At 69.7% G+C, this 20,111-nt stretch carries 16 protein-coding genes and 1 pseudogene; 11 read left to right on the forward strand and 6 right to left on the reverse strand.

The features are described 5' to 3' along the window. Positions 1-1,299 precede the first annotated feature (1,299 nt). Positions 1,300-4,785: a toxin glutamine deamidase domain-containing protein gene (locus tag ACZ4S3_RS00105; RefSeq protein ID WP_467925163.1), complete on the forward strand. Its 3,486-nt coding sequence runs from the start codon at positions 1,300-1,302 to the stop codon at positions 4,783-4,785. Positions 4,786-4,915: 130 nt separating this feature from the next. Continuing rightward, positions 4,916-5,278, forward strand: a complete 363-nt coding sequence (locus tag ACZ4S3_RS00110; RefSeq protein ID WP_467923912.1) for a hypothetical protein — start codon at positions 4,916-4,918, stop codon at positions 5,276-5,278. Positions 5,279-5,329: 51 nt separating this feature from the next. Here ACZ4S3_RS00110 and ACZ4S3_RS00115 read toward each other — a convergent pair whose 3' ends face one another. Further along, positions 5,330-6,082, reverse strand: coding sequence for an SDR family NAD(P)-dependent oxidoreductase (locus ACZ4S3_RS00115; protein WP_467923914.1), 753 nt, complete (start codon positions 6,080-6,082; stop codon positions 5,330-5,332). A gap of 394 nt (positions 6,083-6,476) precedes the next feature. On the opposite strand from ACZ4S3_RS00115, the gene ACZ4S3_RS00120 reads away from it, so the two are divergent. From ACZ4S3_RS00120 to ACZ4S3_RS00140, 5 genes and pseudogenes are all read left to right on the forward strand, one after another. Continuing rightward, positions 6,477-7,160 carry a DedA family protein gene (locus ACZ4S3_RS00120; protein ID WP_467923916.1) on the forward strand — a complete coding sequence of 228 codons (684 nt, stop codon included), beginning with the start codon at positions 6,477-6,479 and terminating at the stop codon, positions 7,158-7,160. Positions 7,161-7,308: 148 nt separating this feature from the next. Then, positions 7,309-8,520 carry a glycosyltransferase gene (locus ACZ4S3_RS00125; protein WP_467923918.1) on the forward strand — a complete coding sequence of 404 codons (1,212 nt, stop codon included), beginning with the start codon at positions 7,309-7,311 and terminating at the stop codon, positions 8,518-8,520. A gap of 29 nt (positions 8,521-8,549) precedes the next feature. Further along, positions 8,550-8,933, forward strand: a complete 384-nt coding sequence (locus ACZ4S3_RS00130) for a BlaI/MecI/CopY family transcriptional regulator (protein WP_467923920.1) — start codon at positions 8,550-8,552, stop codon at positions 8,931-8,933. Further along, entirely contained in the window at positions 8,930-9,829 is a 900-nt protein-coding gene (locus tag ACZ4S3_RS00135) for a M56 family metallopeptidase (protein ID WP_467923922.1), read from the forward strand. The genes ACZ4S3_RS00130 and ACZ4S3_RS00135 overlap by 4 nt, the downstream gene beginning before the upstream one ends. Before the next feature lie 365 nt (positions 9,830-10,194). Continuing rightward, positions 10,195-10,608 (forward strand): annotated as a pseudogene (locus ACZ4S3_RS00140) (LysR family transcriptional regulator substrate-binding protein); the annotation flags it as partial. Between the two features lie 46 nt (positions 10,609-10,654). Here ACZ4S3_RS00140 and ACZ4S3_RS00145 read toward each other — a convergent pair. Then, complete coding sequence (locus ACZ4S3_RS00145; RefSeq protein ID WP_467923924.1) at positions 10,655-11,761, reverse strand: PP2C family protein-serine/threonine phosphatase; 1,107 nt, start codon at positions 11,759-11,761, stop codon at positions 10,655-10,657. A gap of 221 nt (positions 11,762-11,982) precedes the next feature. Here ACZ4S3_RS00145 and rpmF point away from each other — a divergent pair, with 221 nt between their 5' ends. Then, positions 11,983-12,153, forward strand: coding sequence for a 50S ribosomal protein L32 (gene rpmF / locus ACZ4S3_RS00150; protein WP_467923926.1), 171 nt, complete (start codon positions 11,983-11,985; stop codon positions 12,151-12,153). Positions 12,154-12,162: 9 nt separating this feature from the next. Then, positions 12,163-13,341: a GTP-binding protein gene (locus ACZ4S3_RS00155; protein WP_467923928.1), complete on the forward strand. Its 1,179-nt coding sequence runs from the start codon at positions 12,163-12,165 to the stop codon at positions 13,339-13,341. Positions 13,342-13,513: 172 nt separating this feature from the next. Here the strand turns inward: ACZ4S3_RS00155 and ACZ4S3_RS00160 are convergent, their stop codons facing one another. From ACZ4S3_RS00160 to ACZ4S3_RS00175, 4 genes are all read right to left on the reverse strand, one after another. Next, a complete protein-coding gene (locus tag ACZ4S3_RS00160; RefSeq protein WP_467923930.1) occupies positions 13,514-14,275 on the reverse strand; it encodes a methyltransferase domain-containing protein in 762 nt (253 codons plus the stop codon). A gap of 105 nt (positions 14,276-14,380) precedes the next feature. Beyond that, positions 14,381-15,589, reverse strand: a complete 1,209-nt coding sequence (locus tag ACZ4S3_RS00165) for an aminotransferase class V-fold PLP-dependent enzyme (protein WP_467923932.1) — start codon at positions 15,587-15,589, stop codon at positions 14,381-14,383. Positions 15,590-15,602: 13 nt separating this feature from the next. Continuing rightward, positions 15,603-16,943 (reverse strand): pyridoxal-phosphate dependent enzyme, encoded by a 1,341-nt coding sequence (locus ACZ4S3_RS00170; protein WP_467923934.1) that lies wholly within the window; start codon positions 16,941-16,943, stop codon positions 15,603-15,605. Further along, entirely contained in the window at positions 16,940-18,409 is a 1,470-nt protein-coding gene (locus ACZ4S3_RS00175) for a type III PLP-dependent enzyme domain-containing protein (protein WP_467923936.1), read from the reverse strand. Before ACZ4S3_RS00175 ends, ACZ4S3_RS00170 begins: the two co-directional genes overlap by 4 nt. A gap of 267 nt (positions 18,410-18,676) precedes the next feature. Here ACZ4S3_RS00175 and ACZ4S3_RS00180 point away from each other — a divergent pair, with 267 nt between their 5' ends. Continuing rightward, entirely contained in the window at positions 18,677-19,246 is a 570-nt protein-coding gene (locus ACZ4S3_RS00180) for a dihydrofolate reductase family protein (protein ID WP_467925165.1), read from the forward strand. A gap of 72 nt (positions 19,247-19,318) precedes the next feature. Then, positions 19,319-20,053, forward strand: coding sequence for a lysophospholipid acyltransferase family protein (locus ACZ4S3_RS00185; RefSeq protein WP_467923938.1), 735 nt, complete (start codon positions 19,319-19,321; stop codon positions 20,051-20,053). Positions 20,054-20,111 lie beyond the last annotated feature (58 nt).

The raw sequence follows: 20,111 nt of genomic DNA on the forward strand, positions 1-20,111 counted from the left end.
GATTCCGGACCCCGGCCAGAGAGTGACTCGGGTTCACGGCCTGAGGGTGACTCGGGTTCACGGCCAGAGGGGGACTCTGGATCACGGCCTGATGGGGAATCGGGTTCGCGGCCTGACGCGACAGCCACGCCGGACACCGACTCACGTCCGAACAGTGCCCCGACCCCGGATGCGGCCCACGTCGATACCTCCTCCACGCAAGGGCCGGAGACCCCCCCGGACTCCGCACCGGCACCCGACCGGTCCGCCACACCGGATTCCGCTGGTCCGGACAGCACGCCCTCGTCGGAGTCGTCCCACGGGGATGCTTCACCTTCGCCGGATGCGGGGGCGCGGCCGGACAGCGGGCCGTCTCCCGACTCCACGCGCGCGGACAGCTCGCCCTCGCCTGACGCGGGGCCACGGCCGGAGAGCGGGCCTTCTCCGGCTCCCGCCCACGCAGACGGCCCGCCCGTCACCACGGCACACCAAGGCGCGCCCAGCCCAGGTGACTCGGGCCCCGATACGCATCAGTCGCCGCAGCATTCCCCATCGTCGTCCCAGTCGTCGTCCCCGTCGCCATCGCCGTCGCCGGACTCGGGAAGCCCGTCTCAGGCGAACGTTCCCTCACCGTCGCCCGCGCCGGAGCACGCTGCCGCGACGGGCTCGGACTCCTCCCACGCGGGACCGCAGAGCGACAACGGCAGCGGTGCCGCCGGCGGCGGCCGGGTCGGTATGCCTCAGGGCGCCGTGCCCCAGGCGGCTTCCTCGGGCCACTCCTCCGGCTCCTCGTACGGCTCCCCTCAGCAGCACATACCGAGTCGGCCGGACGACGACGGTCCCGTCACCATGCATACGGAGAGCGCGACCCTGGCGCCTCCTGCAACCGCTATTCCTCAGCCATCGCAGTCCGGTGGAGATTCGTCCCACTCCTCCGCCACTCCCCCGGCTTCCGCCGCGCCCATGGGCGGCGGCCCGGTACCGGCCCCGAGCGCCCCCGCCGGCGCTCCGCCCGCCGCTGCGCCGCCGCGCTCGACACCGTCCGGCAGCGGCGTCCCGCCCCGCAGCACCCCCACCCGCGACCCGCGCTCCGAGTCGCACGGAGACCCGCGCAACACTCCCCCGCGTCCGCGGCCCGGCACTCCTGACCAGTCCTCGCGCCCGCGCCCCACGCCTCCGCGCCCCGATCGGCCCCATGCCGAGCAGCCGCGCGGCGACGAGTCGTCCCAGCACCAGCCTCAGACGCCTCCGCCCAGCGATACGCCGGAGCACAGTGGCCCCGACCAGAACGTTCCGGAGCAGAGCACTCCGAATCAGCAGGTGCCGCACAGCGACGACGGCCAGCCCACGCCTGACCACGGCACGGATACGCCGCAGTCCAGCACTACGGACAGCCCGGACACCGGCCCGGCCGACGGCCAGACGCCCGATTCCGAGCAGAAGCCCGGCACCGAGCCGGACTCCGAAACGGCCTCCGAGCCGGACTCCGTAAAGGATCCGGCACCGGACAAGGACGAGACTGCGGACGACCCCGACTCCACGAAGTCCGACTCCACGAAGCCGGACTCAGCCAAGCCGGACTCCACAAAGCCGGACTCGGAAAGTCCTGACGCCGAACCTGATGCCGCCAAGCCCGACTCCGAGCAGCAGGACGGCGCCCAGCCCGACGACAACAAGTCCGAGGACAACAAGCCTGACGACAGCAAGTCCGACGACAGCAAGTCCGAGGACGGTCAGTCCGAGGAGGCCAAGAACGACGAGACTCCGGCCGCCGATTCCGACGATTCCGACACCGGTGACGGCGACTCGTCCGATGCGGAATCCGAATCCGACACGGACTCGGACTCGGACTCGGACTCGAACACCGCGCCCGACGGGCAGGACGACCGTCCCAGCCTCGACGACATCCGGTCCGGTATCCAGGAGGCTCCCGGCGGACTGCTGCCGCCCGACCCCGCGGACCAGCAGGCCCTCGACAACGCGGTCCCCCGGAACGACGACGGCACCCCGCAGCGTTTTCCCGATCCGTTCGGGGACTGGTCCCAGCTGCAGAACGACGGCGGTACCGATGTCCCCGGTCGCTCCAACAACTGTGCCGACTGCAGCCGTTCGTTCCTCGAGACCTGGTACGGAAACCCGCAGGTCTCGGCACCTCGTACGCCGGACCTCAACCCGGACGGAAGCCCGGACCGCTGGTCGCCGGAGACGAATGCCAACGAGAACATCATCGACTGGACAGGCGCTCCGCACTCGTACGCGGGCACCAGCCCCGACGGTCACGCCACGATCGCCCAGGACCTCCTGAACGCCGGACCGGGCTCGTCCGCGATTGTGCAGGTCAACTGGGACGGGGGTGGCGGCCACGCGTTCAACGCCGTCAACCACGACGGCCACATCGTCTGGGTGGACACCCAGAGCGGCGAGGTTAGCCACCAGCCCATCAACACCGACGGTGCCACGGATGTCTTCTACATCCCGCTGGACGCCGACCGGAACCCGCTGTACCCCGCTCAGGATCCGGAAACCGACTCCCACGCGTCGGATGACGCCCATTCCACGACGTCAGACCAGTCCGACGATGCCCAGTCCGACGATGCCCAGGCGGCCGATTCCCAGGCGTCGGACGACTCCCAGGCGTCGGACGACTCCCAGACCAACTCCACAGAGTCGACGCAGGAGTCGCACGATTCGCACGCGTCGCAGGAGCCGCAGAAGCCGCAGAAGCCGCAACAGTCGCCCGACGCCACCTCCCAGACGAACGACCCGCCGCAGTCGGATCACGCCCCGCAGTCCGACTCCGTACAGAGCGACCACGACCACGACGCCACCGCGGACGCGACCGATCCCACCAAGCAGACGGCCGACGGCAACGACGGAGCCGGTGACACCACGGCCAACACCTCGTCCGAACCGGCCGGTTCACCTGATTCCTCCCGTCCGGAGCACGAAGACGGCCCCGGGCAGGACAACGGCCCGTACCAGGACGCGCCGGGAGCCGAGCACACGCCTGCGGACAGCACGCCGGACGCCGGGCACGACAAGTCCGCCGACGCGGACACCCCAACACCCGGCCGGAACAGCACGCCGCACACCCCGGACAACGGCCAGAGCGACCAGAACGGCCCGAACGACCAGAACCACCGGAACGACCCGAACAACCGGAACGACCGGAATCCCGGCGACGCTCCGCCGCGCGACGGTGATCCCCAGAGCCAGGACCACAGCCAGCCCGCCTCGGCGCGGCCCGACGGCAACACCACCACCCCCGGCACGCACGACGGCCGGCCGGATCAGACGTCTGCCGACGGCCGTCCGAAGACGCCGGCTCCCGATGGTCCCGAAGCTCCCGGCGGGAAGCGGAAGGCGAGCGATCCGCCGCCCGCGGACAACCAGCCGTCCGGCTCGGGCGACGGATCCTCGGCGGGGGCCGGAGACAGCAACAAGCGGCCGCGAACGGATCCGGATCACGAGGGCCTCGCGGCCCTGAAGCTGGACGATTCTCCCTCGCCGCCGAAGTCCGACGACGCCATGGACGTCGACAAGGAGCCTTACTCCGACCCGCACGACCGCGGCGAGAGTGACACCTCCAAACAGGAGCAGGACGGGGATCACACCCTCGACAAGGAGACGGAGCAGTCCAAGGAATACGGGATCACACCGGACCGGCTGCAGGGTGAACTCCGCCGGGACCGGGATGTACACCGTATTCCGCTCGACAACGTCCATGACCATCTGGACCGTTGGGCGAACGACGGGAACCTGGCGCAGGTTCTGCGGGCCTCGACCGGTGATGCCACACTGCCCTCGCCCGATGCCGGGAAGGGGCCGCGCGCTTTCACCCAGAGTGACCTGGAGCAGCGGCTGCCCGGATTCAAGGACCTGGATCGCGGTGAGCGGCTCGCGGTCGTGACGTCCCTGGCCCGGCTCAGCGTCGGATTCCACGAGCAGCACGGTGTGGGAAAGAATCCGGAGAACATCGACAAGCCGTACCGGAAAAAGAACGAGGGCGACCCCAAGGCGGAGAGCCCGGACAGTGCGGCCAAGAACTCGGGCGAATCGCTCGGCGTGAAGGGTCACCGTAAGTCCAGCGAGAAATTCCTCAACGGCCTCAAGCTTCCGGGCGATATGCCGGCCAGCCTGAGGAACAACAGCCCGGACCTCACCGACCGCAACTACGCGGTCCTTGAGGTCGAGGGTCCGCCGCCCGAGCGCGAGACGCACTACGTCACCGACTCGTCGGTGCCGGTGGGCGAGAAATACGTGGCGGGCCGGCATTCGGAAAAGCATCTCGCCGACTGGCTGAAGCGCGTCAACCAGGGCGACAAGACATACACGCCCAAGGCCGTCTACACGGAACGTGAGCCCTGCGGAATGGGACAGGGGCACGCCAAGTGCTCAACAGTGCTGCGGGACAACGTGCTCAACGGGACGAAGGTGTACTACAGCACGACCTATCGCACCGATCCGGACGATGTCAAAGCGAAGAAGAACCTCGACAGCGAGAAGGCCAAGGAGAAGAAGAACGTCGACAAGTTGACCGCGGCCCAGGTGCAGCAGTCCATCGCGGACCGGATCAATAATCACCCGGACAAGTCTGCCGACCGGGCCGCCAAGGAAATCGCGGCGGCACAAAAGCTCAATGAAGCGGATGCGCGTAAGGAACTCAAGAAGATCATCGAGCGCGAGTACAAAAAGCAGAAGGACAACTCGACGACGCCCGAGAAGCAGGCCATGGTCCGCGAAATGGACCGGCATATCGGTCACCTGGACTCGACCTGGCGGAAGATCCAGCCAAGCTTGATGTGACCGGCCGGCCGGAGTCCCGGCCCTCAGAGACAGCCCGAAGTGCCGAGCGGGCGCGGGCAGACTCCGCCGCCCGGCCCGCCGGTGGAGTACGGTCAACGCCGTAGCCGGGCCACGCGATGAAGGAGTTCTCATGACTTCGGACAACGACGCTCCGACAGAGCCGTCGGATCGGCCGGATCCGCAGAATGTGCCCGCGACCCCGGAAGAGGCACTGGAGTCGGTACGCAGACAATTCGGCCAGCCGCGTTCCTTCGACGGCACCGTGGCACCGCTGCATGTCCAGGAATTCGACCTGGGGTATCTGGTGTACGCGACGTTCGCCAAGCCCGTGGACCAGAACGGCCGGCCGGTCCCCGCGCCGCCGGGCGGCAGCAGCTTCGTGGTGGCGAAGGACAGCGGAAAAATCTCGACTGTCCCCAACTATCCGCCGGCCCAGGCCATCGCGCTCTACCGTAAGCAGCTCCAGCGCGCCGCGAACGCCTCCGAGGCGTAACCATCTGCCCGTTGGAGATGTCGCGGCATTCGCCCCTGGTGCCCGAGCTGTTCAGACCTGGGTGACGCCGCCGTCGACGAACAGTTCGGCTCCGGTGGTGAAAGAGCTCTGGTCCGAGGCGAGGAAGAGGGCGGTGGCGGCGACTTCGTCGGGGCGCCCCATCCGGCCGAGCGGGATTCCGGCCGTGGTGCTGTCCATGAACTGCTGACGGCCCTGCGCGGAGGCGGCCGCCAGGCCGTCGATGCCGGGAGTCTCGATGGGGCCGGGGCTGATGGCGTTGACCCGGATGCCGCGGCCGGCGAGTTCGGCGGCCCAGGTGCGGGCGAAGTTGCGGTTGGCCGCCTTGGTGGCGCTGTAGACGGTCATCGCCTCTGCGCCCTGCGAGGCGACGATGGAGGAGAGCACCATCACCGAGGCGCCGTCCGGCAGCAGCGGCAGCGCCTTCTGGACGGTGAAGAGTGTCCCTTTGACGTTGATGTCGAAGACTGTGTCGTACTGCTCCTCGGTGATCTCCCCGAGCCGGGCCAGCTCGCCGACACCGGCGTTGGCCACTACGACATCCAGTCGTCCGCTGCGGGCCTCGATCGTCGCGAAGAGCCGGTCGAGGTCGTCGAGCTTCGACACATCGCTCTGTACGCCGATGGCCCGTTCCCCGATGCTTTCCACCGCCGCGTCCAGCTCGGGCACCCGCCGGCCGGTGAGGTAGACGGTGGCGCCCTCGGCGGCGAACCGGCGGGCGACAGCATGTCCGATCCCGGTCGAGCCACCGGTCACCAGGGCCACCTTGCTGTCCAGCTGTCCCATGACTTCCCCTTGGGGTAACGAGACTGGTCAGTTACGCCGGAGAACGTTACGGACTGCGGGCATCGACTCCCCATGCGGCGCGCGGGACCGGTGCCGAAGAGGGCAGGCCGGTCCGGCGGGGCCCGCCCGGGGGGCGCGCAGTTCGCGGGTCACCTCGAAGGCGGTGAGGGCGCCGAGGCCGTGGCCGAAGAGGACGTACCGCTCACCTCGCGCCGGGCAGCACTGCCCGCCTCGAGCCGGGCGACACGCCCTCTCATCGTTCGTCTACAGTGACGTAGACCGTCTACTGTGCTGTAGACATTCATGCCTCGGTGCTGTAGACATTTCGCGCCTCTGTGCCGCAGACGTTCGCGTCTCCACACCGGAGCCCCTGACACCCCCCGGAGCAGCCCCTATGGCCGTATTCGCGCTCACGTCAACGCCGCAGGCCGTGAACCTCCTCGACGCGAGTTCGCTGCTTTCCGCGTTCGGCGCCCTGGGTATCGCGTGCGTACTCTTCGCCGAGACGGGCCTGCTGATCGGGTTCTTCCTGCCGGGCGATTCGCTGCTCTTCACCGCCGGACTGCTGTGCGTGCCCGGCACGCACGGCACGGCGCACCTCTCGCTCCCGCAGGTCCTTGTCGCGGCGGTTCTCGGAGCGCTCCTGGGCGCGCAGACCGGCTACTGGATCGGGCGCCGAGGCGGCCGGGCGGTGCTGGCGCGCAGCCGCTCCCGCAAAATTCACCGGGGCGCCGAACACGCCCAGGAGCTGCTGGCCCGGTACGGGCACGCCAAGGCGATCGTCCTGGCGCGGTTCGTACCGGTGGTACGGACGGTTCTGAACCCGCTCGCCGGCACCCTGGAGGTTCCGGTCCGGACGTTCACGCTCTTCCAGGTGACCGGCGGACTGGTCTGGACGGTCGGACTGGTACTGGCGGGCTACGGGCTCGGCTCATCCGTGCCGAACGTGGACCGCTACCTGCTGCCCATCGTCGCCCTGGTGGTCGCGGTCTCCCTCCTCCCTCTCGCGTTCGAGGTCCTGCGGTCGCGCGCCCGCGCCGCCCAGCGCCCTGAGCCCGTGCCCGAGGAGCAGCCGTAACGCCGGCGATCCCGAGACGCTCAAGATGACCGGCGCCCGGTATCGGCCGCCACCGGGAACCCCTCCCCCTCGTTCCACTACAACATGTAGGGTTTGGAGACCCTACAGCTCGTAGGGATCCGTCGGTCACCTGTCGCCGGGAGGCGTCGTGAAGATCCGCTTCCTTACCCTCAACGCCTACACCGTCGATGCGGCCGTACGGACGGCGATCGGCCAGGCCAACGCCTTGGCCGCCGCGGGCCACGATGTGGGCATCACCAGCGTCTGGCGCCGCCGAGAGAGCCCGGCCTTCCCCATCGACCACCGTGTACGCCTGCGCCCGCTGCTCGACATATCCCCTGCCGCGCCCGCCTGGCGCAAGCACTGGGAGTCGCCGGCGGTGCGCGGGCCGAGCCGCCTGGTGCCGGGTACGGAAGTGCGCTTCCACGGGTTCAACCGGCTCACGGACCGCCGTATCGTGCGCTACCTCCAGTCCCTGGAGGAGGGGATAGTGGTCGGCACTCGTACGGAACTGAACCTGCTGATCGCGCAGTATGCGCCGGAGAGCGTGACGACGGTCGGGCAGGAACGGCTGCACTACGCACGCCACGAACCCGCCCTCACCGAGGCCATTGAGGAGTCCTACCGGCGGCTGGACGCGGTCACCGTTCTCACCGAAGCCGACGAGCGCGCCTACCGTTCGGCGCTGACCGTGTCCGATGTGCGAATTGTCCGCATTCCCCACTCGCTCCACGACACCGCCGTCGACACCGGCACCGTCGCCGACGCCGGCGTGCGACGTTCGGCTCCGCGCCGGCCGGTGGTGGTCGCCGCCGGGCGGCTGGTCAAGTCCAAAGGGTTCGACCAGATGATCACCGCCTTCGCCGATGTCGTACGCGACCACCCCGACTGGCAGCTCCGGATCTTCGGCTCGGGGCCGGAGAAGAACCGGCTGCACGACCTCATCCACGCCCATCGCCTGTACCGCCACGTCCACCTGATGGGCGCCGCACGGCATCCGGGCGAGGAACTGGCCACGGCATCGCTGTGCATCCTCGGCTCGCACCACGAAGGCTGCGGGATGGTCCTCGCCGAGGCGATGAGCCACGGTGTGCCGGTGATCAGCCACGACCGGCCGCACGGCCCCGGGGAGGTCATCACGGACGGCGAAGACGGCCTCCTCATCGCCCCGGACGACATCGGCGGCCTCACCGCCTCCATGACGCGGCTGATCGAGAACGAGCCGCTGCGCGCGAAGATGGGCGAACGGGCCGCCGCCTCCGCCCGCCGCCGCGGCATGGATCTCCTCCGGCCCCGGTGGGAGCAGCTCTTCGCCGAGCTGCTCGACCGGAAACACGGCGCCGAACTGCGCGTCGCCTGAGCGTCCCTACACGCCGTAAGGTGGCAGTCATGGTTGGCAGAAACTCGCGCGGCGAAGGTGAGCGGCGCAGTTCCGGTGAGCTGGAGAGCGAAGTCCTCGCCGCGCTGTGGGCGTCCGAGCAGCCGATGACCCCCACCGAGGTCCAGGCGGACATCGGCGGGCTCGCGTACAACACGGTGCACACCATCCTCAAGCGCCTCTACGACAAGGGGCTGGTCGTGCGCGACGCCGGTGGCCGGCGAGGGGCGTACCGCCCGGCCAAGAACGCGGCGCAGCTGACGGCAGAGGTGATGCATCAGGCCTTGGACCGCGGCCCCGACCCGATCGCCGCGCTGCAGCAGTTCGTGACCGGACTGAGCCCGGCGGAGGAGCAGGCGCTGCGGGACCTGCTCGGCGGGAGCGGCGGCGTATGAGGATCGATGTCTACATCCCCCTGGCGCTCGCGGTGTTGCTTGCCGTGGCCAGTCCGGGGGTGGGCCGGGTGCTCGCTCCCGGCTACGCGGCGCGGGCGCTCGTCGTCACCGGCGGGGTGACGGCGGCGGCCTCGGTGTGGGCGCTGATGCTGCTGGGCGGCAGCCTGCTGGACGACGCGCCGCCGGTGGTGGCCGAGGCGCAGGAGCACCGCTTCCACATACCCGAGCCCGTCCCCGAGGTCATTGCCGTACTGGCCATCGCCGTCATGGCATGGGGTGTGTTCCGAGCCCACCGGGTCGTGCGCGGCCACCGCTCCACCGTGCGGAAGCTGAGGCGGCTGCGCGAGACGCACCCCGTGGACAGCGAGCTCATCGTCATCACTTCCACCACTCCCCAGGCGTTCGCCCTGCCGGGTACACCCGGCCGGATCGTGGTCACGTCGGCGATGCTAGCGGGCCTGGATGCGCACGAGCGGCGGGTCCTGCTCGCGCATGAGCGCGCGCACCTGCGGCACCGGCACGACCGGCTCCGGCTGATCGCCGACCTCGCCGCGGCCGTCGTACCGGTGCTGGTGCCGCTACGGGAAACGGTCGCCTTCCTGCTGGAGCGATGGGCGGACGAGGACGCGGCCGATACCGGCGCGGGGCGCGAGTCCACGGCCCGAGCGATCGCCCGCGCCGCTCTCCTGACCCATCGCAGCCGTATCTCCTCCGCCCTTCACCTCTCCCACCTGGCGGTCACCCGACGCGTCGCAGCCCTTCAGTCCGCGCCACCGCCCCGGGCCCGGCTGCTGGCCATCGTGGTGCTCGCCTCGGCGATTCTGCCCGCCGTCGGAGCCGCAGACGCCACCACCGACTTTCTCCACTCCCTGGGCCACGTCCTCGCGCCTTACTGATCGCCTCGGTGATCGCCTCAGTGATCGCCTCAGTGATCGCCTCAGTGTCAGATCGGTGTGTCTGCCTGGTGGTTGGGGCGAGAACAGGCCTGATGACTTGCAGGAGCGGACAGCGCTTTCCACGGAACCGGCGTGGACAGTGGCTACTCTCAACGGACAGCTGCTGTCTGCGACTTCGTAAACAGCGCAGACCCTGACCTCGCTCTCCGGTCAGTGCAGGCTTTCTCCCTTCCCGGCATTCCGCGCTGTACACCAGCGGGCCTGGAAGCTCCCTCATGTCCGTCGATGGCTGACTTCGGTCCGCACCGCTACCCCGAGGCCCTGAACACCTTCATGACTTCCCATATGCGCTGGTCGCGGCGGGGGCGGCCGTCGGCGTAGGTGACCTGCTCACCGAGCCCCTCATCGTCATGCGGTCCGGATACGTCATGAACCGCTACGTACACCGGCTCCTGGCCGGCCGTACCCCGTCCTTCTCGTACTCCACCGACGGCGCCGAAATGGGCAAGCTCATGGTCGCCGAGGGACTCGGCGCCACCGTGCTGCCGGACTTCAGCGTGATCGACGATCCACTGGAACGAGCCGGCGCCCTCACCCATCGCCCGCTGGACGACGACGGCACCCGCATCCTCCTCGTCCTCCAGCGCAGCCGTTCCGGTTCCGTCCCACCGGCCGCCCGTGACCTGCACCGGATCTTCGTCCAGCGATCCCGGGCCTACGCCGAGGCGGCCGCCGTCGGCGACGCGGCCCGGGATGCGCCGCCGCAACGGGAGTCGTAGGGGGCATCACTTCGGCGCGGCGGCTGTGGCGGGCTGCGGCACCGGTTCAGGGAGTGCGCGCGATCACGATGATGGCCACATCGTCGCCCTGGTTTCCGTCGGCGTACCGGAGCAGGTCGTCGTGCAGATACCGCACGAGCGACGGCGGGTCGGTCTCGCCGCATGCGGCAACGCGATCGGTCAGCGGATAGAAGGCGCCCTCACGGTCGCGCGCCTCGATCACTCCGTCGGTGTAGAGGAGAAGGAGGTCGCCGGGCTCAAAGCTGAACGTCTCGGCCTCGTAGTCGCTCTCCGACGGGGCGCTCAGCCCCAGGGGGAGCGCGGGGTCGCGGACCTCGAGTGAGTGGACCTTGTCGCCGCGCAGCAGCAACGGCGGAGGGTGCCCGCAATTCACCATCGTGACGAAGGGTTCGTCGTGGTGGACGTCCATGACCAGCGCGGTGACGAACGTTTCCTCGGTGGCCAGGTCGCCGTCGGCGAGGTGCGTCGTGTTCCAGTGCACGGAGTTGCCCAGGTGCGCCGCGATCCCGGGCAGTGACAGGTTCCGATAGGCGGAGCCCAGGAAAGCCCCGACCAGCACGGCGGCCTCACCGATGGCGGACAGCCCTTTGCCCCGCACGTCGCCGACGACCAGGCGGGTCGCACCGGCGGTGGGCACCGCCGAGTACAGGTCACCGCCGATCTGGGCCTCGGCCTCGGCCGCGATGTACGAGAACGCGATCTGCAGCGGTCCGATCCGCTCGGGAAGCGGCCGCAGCAGAACTTGCTGCGCCGCGACGGCCACCGACTGCACCTGGGTGAACCGCCGCTGATGCCGGTCGCGCACATAGCGGAAGACCGTTACCAGCACGGAGATCACCACGAGGGCGGCGATCTGTGCCTGGTGGTTCGGCGTCATCAGACCGCCGTGCAGAACGCCGATGACGATCTGGGCCGCCACGGCCAGGGCGCCGATGGCTCCGGTGAGCGCCGGGCCGGCGAAGGATGCGGTGATCGCGGGCGCGGCGACCAGGAAGGGGCCCAGGTGGATGGATGTCGGGGCGTTGATGTCGATCACGGTGACCGCCGCGATGATCGCCAGCGGCACCGCCACCAGTCCATGGCTCAACCGCCGGGATCTGCCGAGACGGGTGAATCCACGCCAGACCTTCATACCTCTTCCCTACACCTGCGACGCCGCCCGCGCCCCATGGGCGTCGGCAGAGGGGCCCCCGCGGACACACCCTGCGGTGCACCGCAGCGGAACGGGGAGGCCGGGCAGCACTCCCGGACACCTCCCCCGCACCGCCGGGTCCGATCGTGCCATTTGAAAATGGAATCCACTTTCAAGTAGCGTGCGGTCACCGCGTCACCCAGCCACCCCAGGAGATCGCCATGGCCGTACCCAAGCGGAAGATGTCCCGCAGCAACACCCGCCACCGCCGTGCCCAGTGGAAGGCCACCACCCCCCGGCTCGTGACCGTCACCCTCGACGGCACCCCCTACCTCGTCCCGCAGCGACTGGCCAAGGCCTACGAGCGCGGGCTGCTGCGCCCGGAAGGCTGAGCCGACGGCATGACGCACAACCGACTGCCCGTCACCGTCCTGTCCGGCTTCCTCGGAGCCGGCAAGACCACCCTGCTCAACCACGTCCTGAGCAACCGAGAGGGCCTGCGCGTCGCGGTCATCGTCAACGACATGAGCGAGATCAACATCGACGCCGCCCTGGTGCGCGGCGGCGAGGCCGCCCTCTCGCGCACCGAGGAGCGCCTGGTCGAGATGACCAACGGCTGCATCTGCTGCACCCTGCGCGACGACCTGCTCGAAGAGGTCGACCGGCTGGCCCGCGAGGGCCGCTTCGACCATCTCCTCATCGAGTCCAGCGGCATCTCCGAGCCGATGCCCGTCGCGGCCACCTTCGCCTTCCCCCGCGACGACGGAGCGACCCTCGGCGACCTGGCCAGGCTCGACACCATGGTCACCGTCGTCGACGCCGCCAACTTCCTGCCGGAACTGGCCGGCGGCGACGGGCTGGCCGAGCGGGGACTGGACCAGTACGAGGACGACGAACGCACCGTCAGCGACCTGCTGATGGACCAGGTCGAGTTCGCCGACGTCATCGTCCTCAACAAGACCGACCTGGTCGATACGCACAGCGCCGGCCGCCTTGAGGCCGCACTCGCGCGCCTCAACCCGGCCGCGCGTATCGTGCGCGCCCGGCACGGGCGGGTAGACCCCCGCGATGTTCTCGGCACCGGGCTGTTCGACCTCGAGAGGGCCCAGCAGGCACCGGGCTGGGTGCGGGAGCTCAACGGCGACCACGTACCGGAGACCGAGGAGTACGGCATCTCCAGCACGGTCTTCCGCGCCGCTGCGCCCTTCCACCCCGGCCGGCTGTGGACCCTCGTCACCGAAGGACTCGACAGCGGCACCTACGGCCGGGTCCTCCGCTCCAAAGGCTTCTTCTGGCCGGCCGGCCGCCCGAAGGTCACCGGACTGTGGTCGCAGGCCGGGGCCGTCGCCCGCTTCGAACCGTCCGGCGCCCGCGCCATCGGCGACACCCAGGGCCAGGAACTGGTCTTCATCGGCACCGGGTTGCGCGCCGAGGCGCTGCAAGCCGCCCTGGCCGACTGCCTCCTGGCCGACGGGGAGCCACTCTCCGACGACCCGTTCCCGGCCTGGGACACCTACGGACTCGACGACGCCTGCACACACGAGCACCCGGAACCCGGGGAGCTGATGCCGCAGGCCTGACAAGCCCCAGGTCGGGCGGTGACGTCTCCCCCGGGCAAAGCCCGCCGCACGCAAGGCAGTTGTCGGCTCGGCGTCTCCCGGCTGGTGCTGCTCACCGGCGACGCACCCGAGACCGCGCAGGCCGTCGCCGGCGCCCTCGGCATCACCGGCCGGGCGGCGTCTTTGGCCGGAGCTACCGGACCGCGACCAGAACGCAGCTGTTGCCGAACTGCCAGACCGGAGCGGCGTGTTCAAAACCCGCGGCGCGCAGCAGCTCGGCGTGATCGGACAGGGTCAGGCCGTTGTCGCAGCCGCCGATGGACGCCGGGAGCAGGCGGCGGCGTTCGGCGAGGCATTCGGCAAGCTCGGGCTCGTCCGCCACCGCCGTCCACCACGACTCCCAGTCCTCGTCGGCGAACGCCTGCTGCCGCTCGGCCCGGCGGCGCCCGACGTGCGAGGCGATCACGGCGGGCGCGGCGCCGTCCGGCGGGAGATGGTCACCGTTGATGAGGGTGCCGCCGGGGCGCAGGAGGGCGGCGAGCTGTGCGTAGGTGCTCCGCAGGGTGTCCTTGGGGATGTAGTGGAGTGCGGTGGTGGAGACGGCCGCGTCGAGCGGGCGGTCCAGCTGCAGGGCATCGGTCCAGCCGTGCTCGCCGATCACCGTGTCGACGTAGCGGGCGGCGGATGCGTGGTGGGTGCGGGCCAGTTCCAGCAGCAGGGGGTCCACATCGACGGCCACGATCTCCGCGTGCGGCAGGCGTCCGGCAAGCCGGGCGGCGAGTGACCCCGGACCGCAGCCCAGGTCGACGATCAGCGGTCTGGTCTGGCTCTCCGTCACATGCTCGACGACGTCGGCGATGACGGTGAACCGTTCCTCGCGGTCGATGGCATAGCGCTGTTGCTGGCGCTCCCATCGCTCCACCCACAGTTCGGCCGTCCCCATGCTCAGCCCCATCTGGTCGTGCCACCTCTGCCGTCTCGTTCCGGTCATGCCCTTCCGGGAAGGTGAGAACGAGGCTACAGGTGGAAACGGTTTCCATTAGCATTTTGGGGTGCCGGATCACCCCAGGGTGGCGAGGACGCTGAGCAACCGGTCGATTTCCTCGGGGGTGTTGTAGACATGCAGGCTGACGCGCACCGAGCTGGTCTTCTCGCCGGCGCCGGCCTGGCAGTGCCCGTCGGTGCGCACCATGAAGCCATGGCTGAACAGGATGAAGCCAAGATCGCTCGCTCCGATGCCACGGTGCCGGAACGTGACGATGCCGCAGCGCTGCTGCACCAACGCCTCGGCGGTCAGGCTGTGCTGGCAGCCGAGGATCTCGTAGGCGTCCAGGTGGCGCAGCCCGTCGGAGAGCCGGGCCGCGAGGGCCACCGTCCACCGTTCGATCCGGTCCGTTCCCGCGGCATCCAGCCAGTCGAGCGCGGCCGCCAGGCTCACGATCCCCGTGGTGTTGGGGCTGCCGCTCCACCCGCCCGGGGTGAATTCCGGGCCGCGCGTCTGACGGGCCCAGACGGCCCCGGAGCCGGGCAGCGCCAGGGTCTTGTGCCCGGAGAAGACCACGAAGTCGACGTCGAGGTCGGCGACCGACACCGGCAGGTGGCCTACGCTCTGGGCGGCGTCGAGGCAGATCGGCACCCGCGGTCCCACGGCCCGGCGGATGCGGTGGACGTTCATGTCCCCGCCGTAGACATGGTGCACATGGGTGGCCGCGACGAAGGCGGTGCGGGGGCCGGTCAACTCGGCCAGCGCTGCCGGGTCATAGTCGCCGGACGAGGCCTGGCAGGGCATCTCCCGCACTCGGATCCGTACTCCCTGCCGGTCCAGCAGCTGCTGCGTCTCGAGCCACGGGGAGAGGTTCGCCTGGTGGTCGGCGAACGGGACGACGATCTCGTCCCCGTCGGAGAGCAGTGCGGGCAGCCACTCCCGGGCGATGGCGCGCAGCCCTTCGGTGGTCCCGCTGGTGAAGTGGACACCGGAGCGTTGCGGATCGGGGTCGCCGAGGAAGTCCTTGATCCGGTCGCGGGTGCGCTCCACCAGTGCCGTCGCGGCGTTGGCCCACGGGTAGGTGCCGCGTCCTGCATTGGCGTTGGCGGTGCTCAGATGGGTCTGGACGGCATCGAGTACGGCCTGCGGCTTCTGGGACGTCGCCGCGCTGTCCAGGTAGGCCAGCTCCGGATTGCCGGTGATGATCGGGAACTGGGCGCGCAGCGAACGCTGCCATGTGCGCAACTCCTCCGGGAAACCCGCACCATGACCAGGGGCCGTCATCGGATCACGTCCGTCAGTCCCTGACCAGGGGCGCGCCCGCGTCGCGCCAGGCGATGACGCCGCCGGTGAGGCTGCGGACGTCGGGGTGCCCCATCCGGGTCAGCAGCGCGGCGTACCGGGCGGACTGCTCGCCGATAGGACACACCAGCAGAACCGGCTGCTGCCTGCTGAACGGCATCCCACCGCGCACCAGCTCGTCGAAGAGCTCGTCGACGATGTTGACCGCCCCCTCGATGTGCAGCGCGGCATACGCGAACGGGCTGCGCAGATCGACCACCAGGGGACGCTCCTGCGCGATCCACTTCGGGGCCTCCTGGGCGTCGATGACCGTGGCCGCGGCGATCTCGGCGGCGGACAGATCGGCCGCCGAGTTCTTGCGCGGCGACTGGTGGAACAGGTCGGGGCGGCGCTGCCTGACGTAGCCGAGGTAGCTCTCGATGCGGTCGCAGACGATGAAGACCGCCGACTTGCGGTCCTTTTCGCCGGCCTTACGGGCCGTCAGTGCCGCGTCGGCCTCGCGCAGATGGCGTACGGTCCCGAAGTAGGCGGCTCCGCCGGTGGGCCCGGCCAGGATGCCGCAGCGGCGGGCCAGGGTCAGCATGCCGTCGATGGCTTCGTCGGCGGTCACCGGCCGCATCGTGTCGTAGGTGGCCGGGTCGAAGAGGCCGACCTCCTGGACCTCGTCGATGGTGCGGATCCCCGGGATGAAGTCGGACTTGCCGGCGACCAGCCCGACGACCTCCACCTCCGGGTCGTGTTCGCGCAGCACTCTGGCCACTCCGGTGGAGGAGCCCGCGGTGCCGACGCAGGCGATGAAGTAGTCCGGTGCCCGGCCGCCCATGTCCTTGACGATCTCCGGGCCGGTGCCGACGGCGTGCGCCTCGGTGTTACGGGCGTTGAAGTACTGGTCCGTGTGCAAAGTGGAGCCGGCCGGGTCGGACAGCGCCTGGTGAAAGAGGGTCAGCGGGTCTTCGGTGTTGGTCGGGTCGAGGCATTCGCTCTGTCCGGGCAGCTCCTCGATCTCGGCGCCCAGCAGCAGAAGCAGGTCCTTGATCTCCGGTATCCGCATCCGGTTCGTCACGCTCTTGAAGGGCAGACCGTGCATCCCCGCTATCACGGCCAGGGCCTTCGCCGTATTGCCGCTGGACAGCTCCACCACCTGGCTGCCGTGCTGCACTGCGGTGGCCAGGCCGGGGCGGGCCATGCTCCACGCGGCGCGGTCCTTGACCGAGCCGAAGGGGTTGAGCATCTCCAGCTTGGCGTACAGGTCGATGTGGCGCAGACCGTGGACGGCCGGATCGATGCGCACCAGCGGGGTGTTCCCGATGGCCTCGGTGATGCTGTCGTACCTCATGGCTGTCCCCCCGGACATATCAGCGGCCAGTACTGCTCATCGAGGCACCAGCGCCAGGAGCCCGCCTCCTGCCAGACGGCGGCCTCGCGGGCCACGGGCTGATGCTGCGCGCGGCTGGTCCGGAAATCCATGCAGTAGCCGGCGGTGTTGGCGAAGCCCAGCAGCTCGCCGGGCCGGGGCAGGCGCGGCAGGAAGACCATCCTGCGCGTGATCAGGTCGGCCTCCAGGCACAGGCTGCCGGCCAGATAGACCCCTACCGGTTCGCCACCGGCTACGGCCCCGCCCCCTTCGCGGGTGATGACGAGGGGATCCATCAGCACTCCATGGTCCTCCAGGCTGACATCGTCCGCCTTCATCGCGAGCCGCACCAGATGCTCCCCGGCATCGGTACGGCGTACCTCCAGCACCCTCGCCAGCACCAGCCCGCACTGGTCCACCAGGGCCCGCCCCGGCTCCGTGTACAGGTCGCAGAGGTTCTCCAGGAGCAGTGTGGCCAGCGGGCGGCCGCCCAGTGACGGGGCGGGGCGGGAGAGCAGTGCGTCCAGGTAGCGCTCGGCGGCGACCGGGCGGTGCGCCGGGTACAGGCCGAGCGAGCCGCGAAGGGTGCCCGCCTCGTTGCGCAGTCCGTAGCCGTGTCCGCGCCAGGTCATGGCCGGGCGCCTGCCCAGCACGGCGTTCGTCAGCTCGGAGGTATAGCGCTCCCACTGTTCGCCGTCGGCCAGGTAGTTGACGCCGAATCCCCCGCCGATGTCCACCGCCCGCGGTCGCAGGCCCCGGCTGCGGCAGGCGTCCAGGGCCCTGATGCAGCCTTCGAGGGCGATGGCCTTCTCGTCGAGGCTGGTGGTGTCCAGGTGGTAGCCGACACCGGTCAGCTCGACGGCGTCGCCGTGCCGCTCGACGGTCTTGAGCAAGGAGTCCAGCTCCCGGGCCGGCGAACCGAATCGGCTGGGCCGGGTGAGCACGGTGACACCCGGCGCCTCGAACGCCGACAGCCGCAGCACGACCTTCCTGCGGGGCAGCCGGTAGCCGCGGACCAACCCGGCAAGGTCGTCCAGCTCGGTGTGCGAGTCGACGTTGACGGTGACCCCGGAGCGGGCGGCGAGCCAGAGGAATTCCGGGTTCTTGGGCCCGGTCGCCATGATGCGGTCGGGTGCGAAGCCGGCGCCGAGGGCGTGCTGCAGCTCGCCCAGCGAGGCGACGTCCACGGCCGCGTCCGTCGCCGCGAGCCGCCGCACCAGCGCGCTGGAACGGTTCGCCTTGTGCGCGAAGAACACCTGCCCGCTCAGATGGTGCTTGCGGTATGCGGCGCGGAACCGCTCGGCGTTGTCGGCGATCTGATCGGGCAGCACCACATTCAGCGGCGACCCCAGCGCGTCGACGAGCGTGTGGAGGAACCCCTCCGATCCCAGCAAGGACGCCAGTCGCGGCTCCAGGCGCGGCTCCAGACGTAAGGGCACAGCCGCCAAGAGACCCCAACCCCCTCGTGTGGGCACGCTCGACCTCGACCTGCGCTGTTCGTCGGTAACCACTTCCCTCTCTTGGATACCTTTACGCACTTCCGGTGGCGCGCCCAGCACGTGGCGGTGGATTACGGTCAACCGGCTGGGACGTCATCCGCGTTGTCCCGAACGCCGAGCAGCAGGCGGCCCTGATCTGTGCGGAGGGGCCCGTTCGCGATCGGGGAGCCGCTCGCCGAGGGCGGAGAGGGGTGGTATCAGTAGCGGATGGCTTCGCTGAGGAAGATCATCTTGATGATGTCGGTGTCCCTCGACGGCTACATCGAGGGGCCGGACCACGACATCGGCTGGCACCGTGTCGACGACGAACTGCACCGTCACTTCAACGACCAGCTCAGGGGCATGGGCGCCTTCCTGAACGGACGGGTCACCCATGAGCTGATGGCCGGATTCTGGCCGACCGCGGACGCCGACCCCTCAATTACGGGGCCGATGGCCGAGTTCGCCGGTATCTGGCGGGACACGCCCAAGATCGTGTTCTCCCGGACCCTGGAGCGGGCCGACCGGAACACGACCATCATGCGGGACGTCGTCGTCGAGGAGATCATGGCCCTCAAGGCGCAGCCGGGCGGTGACCTGTCGCTCGGCGGCGCCGGCCTCGCCGCGGCCTTCATGGAGCACGGCCTGATCGACGAGTACCGCATCTACGTCCATCCGGTCCTCATCGGACGCGGCAAGCCGCTGTTCCCGGCCTCGGACGCCAGGGCCGATCTGCGGCAGATCGAGACCCGGACCTTCGGCAACGGCGTCGTCCTCCTGCGGTACGAGGCGACCGGAAGCCGCTGATACGGACCACTCGCGCCCTGTTCAGACGGCGGCTACTCTGCGTCGGCACGGTAACTACGGGGAGGCCGGAACGTGTTCTACCAGCTGCTGAAGTACATCGTTCTCGGGCCGTTGCTGCGGTTGCTGTTCCGGCCGCGGATCGAGGGTCTCGAGCATGTGCCGGAGGAGGGCGCGGCGATCATCGCGGGTAATCATCTGTCGTTCGCCGATCACTTCGTGATGCCGGCGATCGTGCCGCGGCGGGTGACGTTTTTGGCCAAGGCGGAGTACTTCACCGGGCCGGGGCTGAAGGGGCGGCTGACCGCGGCGTTCTTCCGGGGTGTGGGACAGATTCCGATCGACAGGTCGGGGGGTAAGGCGTCCCAGGCGGCGATCTCGTCGGGGCTTGCGGTGCTGCGTAAGGGACGGCTGCTGGGGATCTATCCGGAGGGCACGCGGTCGCACGACGGCCGGCTCTACAAGGGGCGCACCGGCGTTGCCGCGATGGCGATCAAGGCGGCGGTGCCGGTGGTGCCGTGCGCGATGATCGGGACGTTCGAGGCGCAGCCGACGGGGCGGCGACTGCCCCGGGCGATGCGGATCACCATCCGGTTCGGGGCGCCGCTGGACTTCTCACGCTATGCCGGGCTGGTGGATGAGCGCACCGCGCTGCGGGCCGTCACGGACGAGATCATGTACGCGATTCTGCAGCTGTCCGGGCAGGAGTACGTGGACACGTACGCGGGTGAGGCGAAGGCCGAGGCCCAGGCGGAGGCCAGGGCCCAGGGGCGGACACCCGGCCGGCGGGGGAACGGCGGCGGGAGCTGAGCCTCTTTGCGCCGAGGGCGAACCGGGCTGCGGGCGGTGTTCGACGGTTCGTACAGTC

The organism is Streptomyces sp. NPDC028368 (genome assembly GCF_055565615.1).

What these genes read in the sequence shown, in the direction of transcription:
- ACZ4S3_RS00110 (WP_467923912.1), top strand. Translation starts at nt 4,916, where the DNA reads ATGACTTCGGACAACGACGCTCCGACAGAGCCGTCGGATCGGCCGGAT.
- ACZ4S3_RS00115 (WP_467923914.1), bottom strand. Translation starts at nt 6,082, where the DNA reads ATGGGACAGCTGGACAGCAAGGTGGCCCTGGTGACCGGTGGCTCGACC.
- ACZ4S3_RS00120 (WP_467923916.1), top strand. Translation starts at nt 6,477, where the DNA reads ATGGCCGTATTCGCGCTCACGTCAACGCCGCAGGCCGTGAACCTCCTC.
- ACZ4S3_RS00130 (WP_467923920.1), top strand. Translation starts at nt 8,550, where the DNA reads ATGGTTGGCAGAAACTCGCGCGGCGAAGGTGAGCGGCGCAGTTCCGGT.
- ACZ4S3_RS00135 (WP_467923922.1), top strand. Translation starts at nt 8,930, where the DNA reads ATGAGGATCGATGTCTACATCCCCCTGGCGCTCGCGGTGTTGCTTGCC.
- ACZ4S3_RS00145 (WP_467923924.1), bottom strand. Translation starts at nt 11,761, where the DNA reads ATGAAGGTCTGGCGTGGATTCACCCGTCTCGGCAGATCCCGGCGGTTG.
- rpmF (WP_467923926.1), top strand. Translation starts at nt 11,983, where the DNA reads ATGGCCGTACCCAAGCGGAAGATGTCCCGCAGCAACACCCGCCACCGC.
- ACZ4S3_RS00155 (WP_467923928.1), top strand. Translation starts at nt 12,163, where the DNA reads ATGACGCACAACCGACTGCCCGTCACCGTCCTGTCCGGCTTCCTCGGA.
- ACZ4S3_RS00160 (WP_467923930.1), bottom strand. Translation starts at nt 14,275, where the DNA reads ATGGGGCTGAGCATGGGGACGGCCGAACTGTGGGTGGAGCGATGGGAG.
- ACZ4S3_RS00165 (WP_467923932.1), bottom strand. Translation starts at nt 15,589, where the DNA reads ATGACGGCCCCTGGTCATGGTGCGGGTTTCCCGGAGGAGTTGCGCACA.
- ACZ4S3_RS00170 (WP_467923934.1), bottom strand. Translation starts at nt 16,943, where the DNA reads ATGAGGTACGACAGCATCACCGAGGCCATCGGGAACACCCCGCTGGTG.